5 protein-coding genes are annotated in these 15749 nt (G+C 69.5%); all 5 read right to left on the reverse strand.

The window, feature by feature from the left end; all coding sequences use genetic code 11:
- Positions 1-5 precede the first annotated feature (5 nt).
- Positions 6-6899, reverse strand: a complete 6894-nt coding sequence (locus RM572_RS18200) for a polymorphic toxin-type HINT domain-containing protein (RefSeq protein WP_311674413.1) — start codon at positions 6897-6899, stop codon at positions 6-8.
- A 77-nt stretch (positions 6900-6976) separates the two neighbouring features.
- Positions 6977-10600: a LamG domain-containing protein gene (locus RM572_RS18205; RefSeq protein WP_311674414.1), complete on the reverse strand. Its 3624-nt coding sequence runs from the start codon at positions 10598-10600 to the stop codon at positions 6977-6979.
- Positions 10601-10629: 29 nt separating this feature from the next.
- Positions 10630-12021 carry a hypothetical protein gene (locus RM572_RS18210; RefSeq protein ID WP_394813634.1) on the reverse strand — a complete coding sequence of 464 codons (1392 nt, stop codon included), beginning with the start codon at positions 12019-12021 and terminating at the stop codon, positions 10630-10632.
- A 332-nt stretch (positions 12022-12353) separates the two neighbouring features.
- On the reverse strand, positions 12354-14273 hold the full coding sequence (locus tag RM572_RS18215) for an AMP-dependent synthetase/ligase (protein WP_311674415.1): 1920 nt from the start codon (positions 14271-14273) through the stop codon (positions 12354-12356).
- Between the two features lie 137 nt (positions 14274-14410).
- Positions 14411-15709 carry an acetyl-CoA C-acetyltransferase gene (locus RM572_RS18220; protein ID WP_311674416.1) on the reverse strand — a complete coding sequence of 433 codons (1299 nt, stop codon included), beginning with the start codon at positions 15707-15709 and terminating at the stop codon, positions 14411-14413.
- Between the last annotated feature and the right edge of the window lie 40 nt (positions 15710-15749).

The following is a 15749-nucleotide window of genomic DNA, read 5'->3' on the forward strand; positions in this document are numbered from 1 at the left end:
GAGAGTTACCTTACGCCGGACGGAAGCCAGAGAGCGGTCCTAGGGCTCACAAGTGTCGCACCCTGGTTTGTCAGGAACTGAGAACAAGCAGGACAGAAAGGCCTACTGGCTGCAATCCCACCAGGACTAAGACCTAGGTGCTGAGCTGCAGTTACTAGCTTCACTTCAGCATGCGCACCATTACTCATCGATATAGCCAATTCTCCAGCGTCAAGAGAATCAGCCCTTTGGATCAGAGTGAGGTTACTCCTCGCTCCAACAGCAGACAGATCAATGCCTCCACCAACGCCGTCGGCGTGCAACATCCCGGTAGTCCTGTACCGCTGGCCGCCTGACGGAATCAGAGAATGCAAGTCGTCGGCCCTATCGGTCAGATGACCTAGGTCGGCAGCCCCGCCGCCGCAGTTGTGAACCAGGACCGGAGTGGCCCCCGCCAGCACATAGTACGTGTGGGTGTCGGTGACGGTGAGGTTGTGGACGGTGGTGGGCTGGGTGTAGCGGGCGACGGCGGTGATCTGGACGTGGGTGCCGGCGCTGGTGCGGAGCCACTGGCCTGCCTTCAGCTCGGTGGCGTCGATCCAGGCGTCGAGTTCCGGAACCCAGAACGGGTGGCCGTCGGTGGCCGTGACCGAGGCGGTCTCGTCACCCTTGTCGCCGTCCACGTCGACGGTGACGCGGACCAGGCGCTTCAGCCCCTTGCCGAGGATCTCGGCGGTGACCGTCTCCACCGTGGTCTCGCCCGTCTCCGGGTCGGTGGCACGGACCTCGTCCCCGATCCGGACCTCGCTGATCGGTTTCGTCGACCCGTCCGCCATCAGCACTCTGGTGTCCGGAGTGAAACTGTTGCTCACCGGACACGCCGCCGGCATGGCGTCGTCGCCCTGCTTCTTGGCCACCTTCGCCGCGATCTTCGACCATTTCGCCGCAGCCTTGGACTGCTTCCAGTAGGTCTTGAAGCCGGAGACGAGCTTGCCGACCAGCCCGGCGATTCTCTTCCCGAGCGCGACAGCCTTCTTCCACTTCCACGGCAAGCCGTACTTGGCCGCGAGTTTCCCGACCACTCCACCGGCGAAGCTCGTCGCGATGTTCACCGCCGTCTCGCCGCACGACCCCAGACTGCCGGTCGTGAAACAGTCCAACGCCGCCGTGATTCCCAGCTCGTCCGCGACGACCGCGGCCAGTTCCTTCGCCGCCGCGATCGCCTGCTGCTTCGCAGCGTTCGCCTCCGCCGAAGCCGCTGCGGCCTGGTTCGCGGCAACCGTGTTCCGCTGCGCCATCCAGCGGTACCGCTCCACGCCGATGTGGTTGTGGATGTAGTTGTGCAGCACCTGTTGGTTGCCGAAGCCCAGACCGGTCACCGAATCGTGCAGCATCAGGCCGGACGGGTCGCTGGAGGTGACCGGGCTGTTGTTGGCGTAGGCGTAGCCGTTGATCTGCTGCGGGTCGGTGAAATCGATCAACGGGTCGGCGGAGACGAAGCGGCCGTTCTCCGGCTCGTACTCCCGCGCCCCCACGTGCGTCAGGCCGGTGGAGGAGTCCATCGGCTTGCCGAGGAACCCCTTGTCGTCGACCCAGTCCTTCTCCGGAGTGCCCCGCTGCATGCCGAACGGATCCATCCGGCGGCGCGTGACCTCACCGCTCTGCGGGTCGACGGCGACCTGAGCCGTGCCATGGTGGTCACCCGCCAGGAAGGTGACGCCTTCGGAGGTACGGAGGGCGACGGTCTGCCCCGCGAAGGAGTAGTACCGCGTGCCCTCGATCTCTCCCGTGCTCTTGTCCAGGCGCAGCTCCATACCGGGCAGGTACAGGGTCGTGGCGGCCGGCTCGTCGCGTAGCAGGCGGCTGCCGCCGGCGTCGTAACCGAACGTCGACTTCTGTCCTGCCGCGTCGGTGGAGGCGGCGAGCCTGCCCTCCGCGTTCCATTCCAGCGTCTGCGTGTTTCCCGACAGAACGCGCTGCTCGGTGTTGCCTGCGGCGTCGTAGGTGAAGGTGTCCTGGGACGTCACCGCGGGGTCGTCGCCGTGCGCGGGCGTCTGCTGGACCACCTTGGTGAGCTGGTGCGGGCCGGCGTCGCCTTCCCCGTAGGTGTAGGTACGGGTGACGTCCGGCGCCGAACCCACTCCGTGCCGGACCTGCTCGGAACGGTTGCCCGAGGCGTCGTAGGCGAACGACTGCCAGTACGGTGCCGGTCCGCCGATGGCCGAGGACGACGGGCCGGCGGAGCACGCGGCGTCAGGCGCACCCGTGCCCAGGGCGCCGTCCGAAGGCTTCGAGCTCGTCCATGCCTCGGTGAGGCGGCTCTGCCAGTCGTGTGTGAAGCACTGGACGTCCGCGGAACCGCCGTTCGGCGTGTCGGTGATCGACTGGACGTTGCCGGACTGGTCGTAGGTGTAGTGGGCGTCGTACGGAACGTCGGTTCCGGAGACGTACACCTGCGAACCCGTCAGACGGTCGGTGCCCCGTTCGTACGTGTAGGACAGGGTCGTGCGCTTGGAGTCTCCGCCTCGGGCGAGCTCCAGGCTCTGGAGCAGACTGGTGGGCGAGTAGCGCGCGGCACCGACGTAGGAGCCCGTGTTGGTGGTGCGCAGCGCCGTGGGACGCTGCAGTTCGTCGTACTCGTACAGCAGGGTCTCGGACGGAAGCCCCGCTGCCTTGGGGAGGGTCGTCCCTGCGATCGTGCCGTCGTTGTTGTAGAGATTCGTGAACTCGTAGGCACCCTGGAGCGCCTGGGGTGCTGCGGGGCCTACCGAGTACCTTTTTTCCACCGGCCGGTAGAAGTCGTCGACTCTCGTGGTGAGGGTGCTGGTGAGGACCTCGCCGTCCTGGTAACGGTAGGCGCCGAACAGCGTGTTCTTCTTCAGCCCGTCGTACAGGTTGAGCGTGAGCCGTTCACCTGTGCCGGGCTCACCCTCCCAGGTGCCGAGTGTTCGTCCGATCTCGTCGTACTCCGTGGAGACCTTCACACCGCGGGCGTCGGTCGTGGCGACCGCACGGTCCATGGCGTCGTACCCGTAGGTCGTGCGTCCGGCGTCCGGGTCGTCGGACCAGATCTTGCGTCCGCGCTGGTCGTAGCCGTACGTCCACGAGTTGGCCGCCTGGTCGGTGACCTCGGTCAGCCGTCCCGCCGCGTCGTAGTCGTAGCGCATCGCCTCGTAGTCGGCGGACGTCCCGGACGGCTGCGGCTCCTCGCCCTTGTAGCGACGGATCTCCGTGGTGCGCCCCTGCGCGTCCGTGATCGTGGTGACGGGGGCCGTGCCGACGGGCGGGTCGACATGGGTCCTGTCGCCGCCGTAGGCGTAGGTCGTGCGCCACTTCTCGCTGCCCTCGACCTCGAGGATGTCGGCTGTCTTCCGCCCGGCCCCGTCGTACGCGGTGACGGTGGCGCTGTCGACTTTGTCCACTTCGGGAAGGAAGAGCTGGTCCTGCGGGGCACCGGTCGCAGCGTAGGTGGTGTGCGTCCTGCGGATCTCGCCGAGCCCGTTGTAATAGGTGTCGGCGACGAGACGGTCACCGTCCTCGCCCTCGGTCTGCACCTGCCGCGGCCTGAGGAGACCGTCGTACAGCGTGTACTCCGTGCTGTAGGTGTTGAGGTCCTTTCCGAGCCTCTCCGTTTTGACGGCGGTGGGCTCGCCCTTGCGGATGAGGTAGGTGTATCTGATCGAGGGCGAGTGGGTGTCCTTGCCGCGCCCCTCCAGCCACACGCCGGTGAGCCGGCCCAGCGGGTCGTGGCCGAGTTCTGTGCGGTACCCGTTGGGGTCCACCTGTGCGGCGGGCTGTCCCCACGCGGGCTCGTACTCGGTGGAGGTCACCCAGCCGAGCGGATTCGTCTCGGTCTTCTTCGTCGCCAGTCCGTCGCTGTCGGTGTAGGCGATGGAGGTGGACTCACCGGCGGCGTCCGTGACCTTGAGTGGGCGCCCGAAACGGTCGAAGTCCGCCGGTGCGGCCGAGGTCACCGTCTGATACGTCGGTGTGGACCCCTCGTAGGAGGCGAGGCGCCGCACCTTGGTGGTGTCGCCCTTCGTGGGGCCTTCACCGTGGGCCTTGCCGTCGTAGTGGGTGAGTGTGTCCGCAAGGACCTGCGTCTCATGGTTGTACGGGTCACCGCAAGAGACCGCGAGCTTCTGGACACGGGAGACCATCGAGAGGATGTGGGCGTCCGGGTTGTCGGCGTACGACGTTTTCGTGCAGGTGTTGTCAGAGGCCTCGCCGGTCTGCCCGTAGTCGTCCGTCTGTACCGGGCGTCCGGTCTCGTCGTCGTAGCGGGTGGTCGCCTTCGTGACCCGGCGTCCGCCACCCTCCAGAGGGGTGAAGGTGGTGGTCGTCTGCGGCGCGGTGTACCACGCCTTCTGCGTGCCCCAGCTCTCCGCGCGTTGCGCGGTGCGGTGGGTCCACACGGTGTTGATGGATTTGCGGACGAGGGCGTTCGCAGCGAATCCGCCGTTGTACGTGGCGGTTTCGAGTTCGTGCCCGGACAGGTGGTCGCTGTCCTGGTGCTTCGCGCCCTCGGAGTCCGTGACCTCGCCGCCCATGCCGCGGAGGAAGGTGTGCTCGGTGCGGGTGTTCTCCGGCGCGGCTGTGCCGTCGGACTTCGTCACCCGGACCTTCGCGAAACCCCGCCAGTCACTCTTCGTCCGGTACTCCGCGTCGGAGATGCCGTCGGGCTTGGGCTCCTTCCAGCCCGCGCCACCGACGTAGTCGTACTCGGTGACCATGCTGGGGGCGCCGCCGGAGAGGTCGTCCTCGACCGTCTTGCGGACGACGTACTTGTGGAACCAGTCGGTGATCGGGTCCTCGGCACCCGGCGGGTTCCACTTCACGGGGAAGCAGCGCTCGGTGGACGCATCGGGGGCGGGCAGCTCGTCGTAAGCGCAATCGGCGTCCTCGTAGAGGATTTTGAGGAGACCGCCGGTGTCGTTGTCCACTACGGACAGCCGGTGGCGGTGCATGGCCTGGATGTCGTCCCCGGGCACATCCACGCGGTTGGGCAGCTGCTCCCCGAGGAGTTCCACCGACGGCATGGTGGCTGTGCCGCCCACGTGACCGCTGTGGTCGATGTTCTTGAGCCACAGCGACTTGGACGAGTCGCCGTTGTCGGTGAAGATGTGCCGCAGCTTCCACGACTCGACGTCGGAGTAGTCACTGCCGGAACGGATCTGCGTCGTGATCTTCGACAGCTTCTTGCGCGTCCAGAAGGTGGGCGAGTTCTGCCCCTCGCACTTGGTGTCCGCCTTGCAGTGGCGGTCCCACGGAACGTCCGGCCACCGGGACGCCGTGGCATCGGTGAGATCGCCGGGCTCGCACTCGGAGGATTCACCGATGCAGCGCTCGGTCACGTCGAGCACCACACGCGCCGCGGCAGGCTGCTCGTAGACCTCGTTGTGGCGCTGCCCGTACTCGATGCGGGCGAGGTATCCGCCGCGGGTGTAAGGCTTGCCGTTCTCCTCCGTCCTGAGGCCCTGCGTGTAGTGATTCGTCTCCTTGTCGTAGAAGAACGACATCACGTTGCCGTGGGTGTCCTTGACGTAGTCCAGGTTCCAGCGCCACGCCTGCCGGCAGTGTGCGTCGGCGAGGGTCGCGTCGTAGCAGGGTTCGCCGGTGTCGTCGCCGTACACGGGAACGGTCCAGGTGGACTCGGTCTGTTCGTCGCCGCTCGACCAGCCGGGAAGGTTGTCCAGGCCGAAGTAGTACTCCGTGCCGTCAGCGGACGTCAGGACCCAGTACTCACCGTTGTCGTCGCCGTTGGGAGCGCCGGTCTTCTTCTCGACTCTGGTGTTGTCGTCCGCGCTGACGCGCCACTGTCCCGTGTCGTCGTCCTTGACGAGGCGACCCGCGGTACCTCCTGCGATCTGCACGGTGGCGTTGTCGTACGCCCAGCACAGGTCGCCGTTGGTCTCCTTGTGGCCGTCCTTGGCACAACCCTTGTAGCGGCGTTCGATGAACCCCGGTTCGTAGGAGAAGCCGAGGCCCACCCAGGAGCCCTGGTTGTTCGTCACCGCCGTCTGGCCGTCGATGGACTGGGATCCGTATCCCAGGCCGATGGCCGGCGAAAGCCCGCCCGGCACGGGTGGGGTGCGCAGCGGGTAGGACCAGTTGAAGGCTCCGGAGGAGTTGGAGACACTCCACTGCGCCGAAGGCTGGAGCGGCGTCGCGCCGTAGCTTCCCTGATCGGACCCCTCGCCGGCGAGGGCTGCCACCAGGGGTGCCGCACCGTCGGATCCGTCACCGGCCGCCTCGACACGCGCCGTCAGCCGCTGCTGGGCGGTGTCGTTGACGCTGCCGAGTTCCTCTGCCTCACGGCATTCGGGCTTCTGCGGGCTGTCCACCAGGCAGGCCGGGTACTGCACCAGGCGCAGGCGGGCTCCGTAGTCACCGCCATAGGCTTCGGCGAAGCCGGAATAGTCGAGCGAGATGTCCACAGCGGCCGCGCGTTTCGCGCCGTCACTGCGGCGGACGTCCAGCAGGACGCCGTCCACTCCGGCCTTCAGCGTCTTCTTGCGGCTGAGCACCGTGACATCCACCGCGGCGGGAGAGGCCGCCCCTGAGCGCGAAGCCTGGCTGGGGCCGGCGAGCCTCAGCGGGCCGCCCTTCCCCTTGTCCGACTTGCTGACCGGGCGCAGGGTCTCGGTACCCGCCTCAGGCCAGACGACGCGCGGCGGCGCCTTGACCTTGGCCTTCAGGACCGGATTGGCCGGATGAGGCTGGTTCCGCGCCGGCTTGCCGGGGACCGGATCGTCGAGGTCCTGGATCTCGGGCTTCGGCGGTCCCGATGCGGCAGCCTGCGGCACGAAACCGGGCAGCAGGCCGACCGACAGGGCGAGTCCGAGCCCGACGATCGTGTGTCGGCGGAAGCGGTGGGTGTTCCGGATGGTGCGGGACCTGAGCCAGGCAGGTCTGGCCACGATTCTCTCCATCATGTTCGTGGGGGTGAGCCTGAAGGGTGAGACTTCTCCGACGCGGTCGGCCTGACGGGTAGCGCCTACGTCACCTCGGTTCCGAGGTTCTCCCCGGACTGCAGCATCAAGACGGCAGCGGCCAAGTGCTGATCGAACGCGCCTTCGAAGACGCGTACTTCGTCGAGGGCGCCCGAGAAGTGCTCGGTTCCCGTCGGCCCCGCCCCCGCGCGTCCGATGTGGAGGGCCGCGGCCGAGAAGTCCCAGTCATAGCGCCAATCGCTGACTTCGGCGGCGAGCTCACCGTTGACGTACAGCTGTACGCGCGCGAAGAGGGCGTCGTGAACGAGTGCGAGGTGATCGCCCGCTTCCGCTGCGCTGGGCTCGGATCCGGTCGCCGGTACCGAGGCGCTCGGTGCCCCAGCCGTGTCGCTTTCCGTGACTTCGAGTTCCCAGATCGCACGGTCCGCGTCGTAGCGGACCAGGGCGGCTGCCCGGCTGCTGCCGGGGAGTGCCAGAACCGTCTGGTCCTCTGTCGCATCGGGAGAGGTCAGACGCGCTCGTGCCGTGATCGTGAAACTGGCCTTGCTCGCCAGGAGTCCCGGTCCGCGGCTGACGTAACCGTCCGCCCCGGACAGGTCCAGGTGGCCATCGCCCCAGAGCGGCTGGGCCACCGGTTGGCAAGTGGGGTCGGTTCCCGGGTCGCAGGTTTCATCAGGAAGGTACACCGACGCGTCACCGTGCAGGTCGAGGCCGGTGCCGCCGCCGAGTTCGGGGACCACCGTGTCCGCCGCCTGGTCCATGTTCCAGTAGGCCAGCTGCCCCGGGGGCAGGCCGCCGAGGCCGGCCGTCTCGGCCTCGGTCAGGACCCGGTCGAAGACGGCGACGTCGGCGACGGTGCTCTTGAGGTGGTCGGTGTACCCGCGGGGTTCGAGCGCCCGGCCGATCTGCAGGTCGCCGGTGGCGTTCCAGGTGGTGGCCCGCTCCTGGACGTCGCCCTCGACGAGATGACCGTTGACGTACATCCGCATGCTGCCCGGGTCTGCGCCGTCGTCCCGGTCGTAGACGCCGACCAGGTGCGTCCACTCGCCGGCCACCGGGCGGGGCCCGAGAACCTCCCAGGAGATCATGGTGCCGATCTCGAGGTCGGGTGCCAGGAAGGACCAGCGGCGGGAGTCGCCGTCGAAGCCGAGGGTGAAGCCCGAGTAGGCAGACCCGTCCTGGCTGACCAGCGCCATGGAGGACGTGGGCACTTCGGGCAGCTTGACCCAGGCGCCGACGCTGAAGGTCTGGTCCGTGTCGACCAGGTGCTGGCCGGTGTCCAGGTATCCCTCTGCAGTTCCGTCCAGTCGGGCAGCCGTACGCACGCTGCCGTGCGGGCCGTCCACGCCGAACGTCACTCCGGTCCCGGCTTCCGCCGGCCCGGCACCGTCCTCCCCCGCAGCCTGGGTGGAGCCTTCGGCGTCGGCGAGGGCCCACGAACCCACCGGTGGACGCCCCGCATCGACGAGGAAGGTGTGGGCGTTCGGCGTCTGGCGGGTGTTACCGGCGGTGTCCACCGCCTGCACGATCAAGTTGTAGGCGGCGTCCGTCCGCGGCATCCAGCGGACGGTGGCCGGGCGACCGGGCTCGGGCGGTGTCGCCGTCTTCCAGGACTCACCCGTGAACTGGTAGCGGTACGAGGCGATGTCCGTGCCCGGCGTGTGGAACGAGAAGGTGCCGTAGTCGCCCACCCCGCGATGCCAGGTGTCGTCGTCGGGGTACTCGGTCGAGGTGACCGCCGGCGCCTCGGGAGCCGTGGCGTCGTAGAGGAACTGGCAGCGGGTGGCGCTGCCGGCATAGCTCCACGGCCCCCACGCGTTCTTGTCCCCGCCTCGCACCCACCAGCCGATGACCACGTTCTCGGGGATGGTGAAGCTGCCCGTGCCGTCGCCCGGTATGTCGTCTCCGACGGTCCAGCGGAAGCGCTCGTAGCCGCTGTGGGGGCGGTCGGAGGAGGAGTTCGACTGCTTGTAGTCGGTGGTGACCGTATGGCTCTCCTCGGTGCCGTCCGTGTTCGTCCAGAAGACTTCGAACTGTGCGCGCAGTTGCTCCGTGCTGCCGCCCGCGTCCCCGTGGTCGGGGTCCCACACGACCGCGCTCAGGGTCGGCACCTCGTCGGCGTAGTGCTCCTCGGCCTCGCCGTAGGTGCATTCGCCGCCCGGCGACATGGTCAGCTCCGACATCTTGGGCTGGTAGGGCGGCCGGTTGTACTCCACCTCCAGTGCGGCGTTGTTGCAGAAGCGCTTCCAGGAGGCGTACGAGCCCTCGGAGGACGCCCGCAGCCCGAACGTGGTGCGGTCCCACCCCTTGGAGGCCGCCGTGCGGATCGTTCCCGTCACGCCGAAGCGGACGTTCTGGTTCTTCGACGTGCAGGAACCGGTGGTGTTCGTCGGTTCCTTCGTCGTGAGGTAGTCCTTGCTGGAGGGCTGGTTCGACCAGTTGGTGCGCGAACTGATCGCGCTGCCGCCCGAGCTGTTCACGCGGTGCAACTGCACGCCCCGAGCGGTGGAGTTGTAGGTGTGCACGAGGGTGATCGTGAACTCCGCCTTGACGATGTTCTTGCCCTCGAGCGCGCCCGTCGGGAGGGCGTAGAACTGGCGCTGCACGTCGTTACTGCTCGCGCACCGGGCGGAGATGTCGGCCGGACAACGCCCCAGCCCTTTGCCGGGCAGCCCCTCGGACTCGTCGTTCGAGAACTTCCAGCCCTCCAGACCGGAGTGATGGGAGGAGACCCAGGTCCAGCCTGTCCGCGTGTACGTCTTGTTGACCGGGTCGATCACCACGGGATAGGTGGTGTCCGGGCCCTTGAGCAGGTCGGCGTCCGGCGTCAGGGTCAGCTTTCCGTCGGCGAGATCCAGATCGACGTCGCCGACGTTGGCCCCCTCTCCCGGCCCGTTGACGGCGGCTGCGGCCGCCGACTTGCGCGCTGCGGGTTGTGCGGCACCGGACGAGTCCCACATGACCGGCTGCGGGGCTTCGAACACCTTTCCGCCGGCAGACGCGTCCGTGGCGGCCAGACCTCCGCTCGCGTCGATGCCGAGGTCGAGCCCTTCGGTCGTCACCCCGAGGTCTATGGAAGCCAGCTGCGGGTTGGACGCCGCCTCCGCCGACTTGACGACCAGCACGTGCGAGAAACCGTCGCTCTCCGCCGTGACGACGAGATCGACGCCGTCGAATACCGCCGGGTAGGTCGCCGTCGCCCCCTCCACGACGGGGGCGGGAAGCTCGGCCGGCCACTCGTAGGACAGCACCTTGCCGTTCTTCGTAAGAGTGGCGAAGGTCTGGTCCCCGCCGCCGGAGAAGGACATGTCGGCGAGCGTCGCCTCCGGCGTGAGGCGGCCGTTCGGTCGTTCTCCCAGTGTGGGATCGACCGACTTCCAGGCCCCGCCCTGACGGACGCGGATCGGCCGTACGTACTCCTTGAGGGTGAACGTGCCGTTCGGGTTCGCGTAGGTCTCGCTGCGTGGCCCTCGCAGGGACAGCACCTCCACCGGTTCCTCGCTGCGTGCGGCGGCCGCCCGGGCGAGTGCCTCGGTCGGGGCGGTGGAGGCTCCCCCTTCCTTTCCGGTCTGCGCGACGCGGCCGGCATCCGGGCTGTGGGGCGCGGCGGCCGTCGACGTGCCGGTCAGCCCGGCGGCAAGCAGCGCGGTGAGCGTCCCGATCGTCACCGCGCGAAGGCACGGGCGGGTCCTGCGGGTCATCGGATCACCCAGCCGAAGGCCGCGCCCTCGTCCGGAGCACCGCCTGCTCCAGGACGGTAGGTCGCGACACTGCCGGATCCGGCGGCCACGGCCTCCCAGGGCAGCCCGTAGACCACGCCGTGGGGCGCCTCGTCACCCCTGCTGTAGGGGATGCCGACGTACAGACTCCCGGCGTCGGCGTGCAGGCCCCAGCCGGTGCGCTCACGCGCGCCGGCCGCTCCGGGCAGCAGACCGTCGCCGCGCGTGAGGACACGGTCGCCCTGCCCCGGGTCGCCCAAACCCGGCATGACGTGCACGGCTCCCGCCATCTCGGCGGGCCCTACCTCCTGGTGCGGGACGCCCACGGCCAGCTTGACGGTCGAGGAGGAACCGACCGCGCCAGGGGCGGTGTTGGCCAGCGCAACGGAGTGGCCGAAGAAGTCGCCGACGACCGGATCCCCTTCCACACCCGGCGAGAAGCGGTCGACGAGCCCCTTTTCGGTGACCGCGGCGGAAGGCTGAATGCGGATGACGGTCACGGCTCCGGCGTCGGCGACCGTACCGACGTCCTCACCCGGCGTTCCGACCGCGAGCAGCGCGTCGGTCTCGGAAGCAGCGCCCTCGGGCCGGTAGGGCAGCATGGAGAGGGCGGTGCCGAAGCGGTCCTGGCCTTCGGCGGTTCCCGAGGTCAGCGCCGGATGGTCCTCGGACACGCCCGTCATCGCGACCGGCGTACGACCGTCGACCTCCTGACCGAAGACCGCGACGCTTCCGGCGAACGACTCGTTACCGAGTGCCTCTCCGGGCGATCCGGCAGCGAAGTAGTCGGGTGTCGCGGCGAGCGAGGCGCCGAAGCGGTCGTTGGCCTCGGCGACCCCCGGCACGCCGGGATCGTCCTGGTCCGCGGTCGCACTGGTGCTGCCCAGCACGTAGTGGATGCATCCGGCGTCGTCGAGCGCGCCCACGGCCTCGCCGGGGACACCGACCGTCAGGAACGGCTCGCCCGCGTCGGTTTCACCGGCCGCCAGCGCGTACCCGAAGAGGTCGCCGGCCTCGGTGGACACCCACGAGGCGAGGCTCTTCTGCGTGTAGGTCTCCACGGCCGAGTCGGCGCTGAATCCCGACGGCGAGCCGTGCACGATGTAGATCGCCCCGGCGTCGGGAAGGGCTGCTCCGTCTTTGGTGACGTCCTCGTACGGCACTCCGACGACCAGGTCGGAGCACCCGTCCTGGTCTGCGTCGTAGGTGGCGATGGCGTGGCCGTACCCGTCATTCGCTTCCGGCGCCGCGCGATCGTTCGTCAGTTCCTGGCTGATCTCGGCGACGCCCTTGCCGCCGCCGAAGAAGACACGCACCAGCCCGGCGTTGGACTCGCCGTCGACTGTCGCCTCCGGATCGCCGACTGCCACGTCGCGCAGTCCGTCACCGTTGAAGTCCGACTCGGTCCCACCTTCACAACCCGCCTGCGGCGCGCCCGTCGCGCTGCCTGTAGCGGCCGGGGTCGCCAACAGCCCTGCGGACAGGACCGCTCCCACTGCGATCGACCGTCTCAGGATTCCCCGGAATCCACCCCGTGCAGCCATGCCCCCACCCTCTGTACGCGAACATTCGACCGCCGATCTTCACCGAAGCACCACAGATATGCCAGCGATATCAGTCCGACAAGTCAGACTTCTGGTGTCACGCATCGGTTAACGCCGAAAGGTTGTACGCGGAGCGGCCCGACCTGGCGTGAGGTGCGTCACCGCTGGTCGTCGTAGAGGGCGTCGATGTCGGGGGCGAAGTCGTGGGTGATGGCGGTGCGGCGGAGTTTGAGGGAGGGGGTGAGGTGGCCGGAGTCCTCGGTGAAGGAGGTGGGGAGGACGGTGAAGGCGCGGATGGACTCGGCGTGGGAGACGAGGCGGTTGGCGTCGTCGACGGCCTGTTGGAGGTTGCGGCGCAGGTCCTCGTCGTGGACGAGTTCGGCGCGGGAGAGGTGCCGCTTGTGGTGCATGTGCTGCCAGTGGGCGAGCCCTTCGGGCTCGAGGGTGATCAGTGCGGTGAGGTGAGGCCGGTTGTCGCCGACGACGAGGCACTGGTCGATGAGGGGGTGGGCGCGGATCCAGTCCTCCAGGGGGGCGGGGGCGATGTTCTTGCCGCTGGAGGTGATGAGCAGGTCCTTCTTGCGGCCGGTGATGCGGAGGTAGCCCTGGTCGTCGAGGGCGCCGAGGTCGCCGGTGGGCAGCCAGCCGTCGGCGGAGACGGCGGGGATGACGGCCTGGGCGGAGGCGTCCCAGTAGCCGGCGAAGACCTGGTTGCCGCGCAGCAGCACCTCGCCGTCGTCGGCGATGCGGACGGTGGTGCCGGGGACGGGCCAGCCCACGGTGCCCAGGCGCGGGCGGAGCGGCGGGGTGACGGTGACGGCGGCGGTGGTCTCGGTGAGGCCGTAGCCCTCGTAGACCTCGATGCCGGCGCCGGCGAAGAACGCGCAGAGGCGCTCGCCGAGGGGGGAGCCGCCGCAGATGACGTGGCGGACGTGGCCGCCGAGGGCGTCGCGGATGCGGCGGTAGACCAGCGGGTCGTAGAGGCCGCGGGCCGCCCGGACCAGGAGGCCCGGGCCGGGGCCGCTGCCGTGGCGGTCGGCCCAGGAGGCGTCGCCCCAGGCCACGGCGACGCGTGAGGCGCGGTCGAAGGAGGAGCCGCGGCGCATCTTCTCGGCCGTGGCGCGGGCGCTGTTGTGGACCTTCTCCAGCACGTAGGGGATGGCGAGGAGGAAGGACGGCTTGAAGCCGGCGAAGTCGGCGAGGAGTTCGTCGGTCTGGATGCTGGGCGCGTGGCCGAGGCGGACGCGGGCGCGGAGGCAACCGACGGCGACCATGCGGCCGAAGACGTGCGCCAGGGGGAGGAAGAGCACGGTCGACGGGGGGTGGCGGTTCAGGGACGTGAAGACGGGGTGCAGCAGTTCGACGCAGTTGTCGACCTCGGCGAAGAAGTTGCCGTGGGTGAGGACGCAGCCCTTGGGGCGCCCGGTGGTTCCGGAGGTGTGGATGACGGTGGCGACGGTCTGCGGGCCGAGGCGGGCGCGGCGGGTGGTGACGTGTTCGTCGGGCACGTCGCGTCCCGCGGCGACGAGTTGGGGAACCGCACCGGCGTCGATCTGCCAGAGGTGGGCGAGGTCGGGCAGGCCGCCGCGTACGGAGGTGACGAGGCGGGCGTGGTCGACGTTCTCGACGGCGCAGGCGCGCACGCCCGCGTCCTGGAGGACGAAGCGGGCCTGTGCGGGGGAGGAGGTGGGGTAGACGGGGACGGTGATCAGGCCGGCGGCCCAGCCGGCGAAGTCCAGCAGGGTCCACTCGTAGGTGGTGCGGGCCATGATGGCGAACCGGTCGCCGACCTCCAGGCCGTGGGCGACGAGCCCCTTGGCCACGGCGTGCACCTCGTCGGCGAACTGCCGTGCGGTGACGTCCGTCCAGGTGCCGTCCTGCTGTTCGCGGGCGAGGACGACGGCGTCGGGGTCCTCCGCGGCGTTGTGGAAGGGCAGGTCGGCGAGCGACCCGCGCGTGAGCGGCGGGACGAGCGGGGGGACGTACGCCTCACGGACCACGCCGTCGACGGTCTCGGTGGTGGGTTCGACGAGCGGCGGCGGTGCGGGGCGTCCGGCCGGGGGGATCTGCTGCGGCATCTCGCGGCTCCTGGGTTCCGGGCGTGCTGCGGTCACGCGGTGGAGGGCTGCCGGTACGGGCGGTGGCGGTGCGGGGACGGGACTGCCGCCCGGGCCGCCCGTGGGGGAGGGCGGCCCGGGTGTGTACGGGAGGAGGGTCAGGCGCGTTCGAGGACGGCGGTGACGCCCTGGCCGCCGGCCGCGCAGATCGAGATCAGGCCGCGGGTGCCGGGCTCGGCGCCCCGTTCGGCGAGCAGCTTGGCGAGGGTGGCGACGATGCGGGCGCCGGTGGCGGCGAACGGGTGGCCGGTGGCGAGCGAGGAGCCGGCGACGTTGAGGCGGTCCCGGTCGACGGGGGCCAGGCCCTGCTTCTCCCAGGCGGCGAGGGTGGCGAGCACCTGGGAGGCGAACGCCTCGTGGATCTCGACGAGTGCGAAGTCGCCGGTGTCCAGGCCGAGTCGGCGCAGCATGCGCGGCACGGCGAACGCGGGGGCCATCAGCAGGCCCTCGCCGGCCTCTTCGGTGAAGTCGACGGCGCCAGTCTCGTAGGCGGTGAGGTAGGCGAGCGGCCGGAGGCCGCGGTCCTCGGCCCATTCCTCGGACGCGAGCAGCACGGTGGCGGCGCCGTCGGTGAGGGGCGTGGAGTTGCCGGCGGTCATGGTGGCGCCGTCGGGGCCGCCGGCGGCTTCGGTGAGACCGAAGACCGGTGCGAGTTCGGCGAGTTTGTGCGGGGAGGTGCCGGGCCGCAGGTTCTGGTCGCGGGCCAGGCCCTGGTAGGGCACGACGAGGTCGTGCAGGAAGCCGTCGTCGTAGGCGGTGGCGAGGCGGTGGTGGCTGCGGGCGGCGAGTTCGTCCTGGGCCTCGCGGCTGATGCCCCATTCGCGGGCGGTGCGGGCGGCGTGGTCGCCCATGGAGAGGCCGGTGCGGGGTTCGGCGTTGCGGGGGATCTCGGGCACCAGGTGGCCCGGGCGTATGCGGGCGACTTCCTTGAGCCGGTCGGGCAGGGTCTTGGCACGGCGGGTGGCGAGCAGGATGCGGCGGAGCCGGTCGTCGACGCCGAGCGGGGCGTCGCTGGCGGTGTCGGCGCCGCCCGCCACGCCCACGTCGATCTGGCCGAGGGCGATCTTGTTGGCGACGGCCATGACGGCCTGCATGCCGGTGCCGCACGCCTGCTGGACGTCGTACGCCGGGGTGCGCGGGTCGAGTCCGGAGCCGAGCACGGTCTCGCGGGCGAGGTTGAAGTCGCGGCTGTGCTTGAGCACGGCCCCGGCGACGAACTCACCGACCAGCTCGTCGTGCAGGGAGAAGCGCTCGACGAGTCCGCCGAGCGCGGCGGTGAGCATGTCCTGGTTCGAGCAGGTGGCGTACGGGCCGTCGGAGCGGGCAAACGGGATGCGGCTGCCGCCGACGACCGCCACCCGGCGGACCGAGGAACTGATGAGGCCGCTGGAACTCATACTCGACCAAACTCCTGACCATTGAGTAACCTTACTCCAA

It is taken from the genome of Streptomyces hazeniae, assembly GCF_031845485.1.
GTDB classification, from domain to species: Bacteria; Actinomycetota; Actinomycetes; order Streptomycetales; family Streptomycetaceae; genus Streptomyces; species Streptomyces hazeniae.

Bases quoted from the DNA above. Each gene is read 5' to 3' on its own strand.
- RM572_RS18215 (WP_311674415.1), bottom strand. From the start codon at position 14,273: ATGCCGCAGCAGATCCCCCCGGCCGGACGCCCCGCACCGCCGCCGCTC.
- RM572_RS18220 (WP_311674416.1), bottom strand. From the start codon at position 15,709: ATGAGTTCCAGCGGCCTCATCAGTTCCTCGGTCCGCCGGGTGGCGGTC.